The 325-nt window shown below is 66.8% G+C and carries 1 protein-coding gene; it reads right to left on the minus strand.

The features are described 5' to 3' along the window. Positions 1 to 325, minus strand: a 325-nt coding sequence (locus GRF61_RS25160) for an Ig-like domain-containing protein (protein ID WP_348982481.1), incomplete at its 3' end; no start/stop codon positions are given.

Here is a 325-nt window from a genome sequence, read left to right on the forward strand (position 1 = left end):
CGTTGGTCGAGGTGCCAGTCAGCGTCGGGCTGCTGCCGTCGGCGCCCAGTTCGAGATCGACCGTGACGGTGGGCTGCAGGTCGAAGCTGTCCGAGTCAGTCGCAGTCGCGCTGTTGTTGGCGTTGTCTGTCGCGGTGGCGGTGGCGGTGTAGGTGACTTCTTCGTTGAAGGTCAGCGTGCTGGTATCCACGCTCCACGTGCCATCCGGGTTCAGCGTGGCGGTGGCGGTCTGGGTCGAGCCGTCGGTGCCGGTGATGGTGACTTCGACGCTGGTAGCGTTGGTCGAGGTGCCAGTCAGCGTCGGGCTGCTGCCGTCGGCGCCCAG

The sequence above is a fragment of the Azoarcus sp. TTM-91 genome (genome assembly GCF_012911025.1).
Classification (GTDB): domain Bacteria; phylum Pseudomonadota; class Gammaproteobacteria; order Burkholderiales; family Rhodocyclaceae; genus Azoarcus.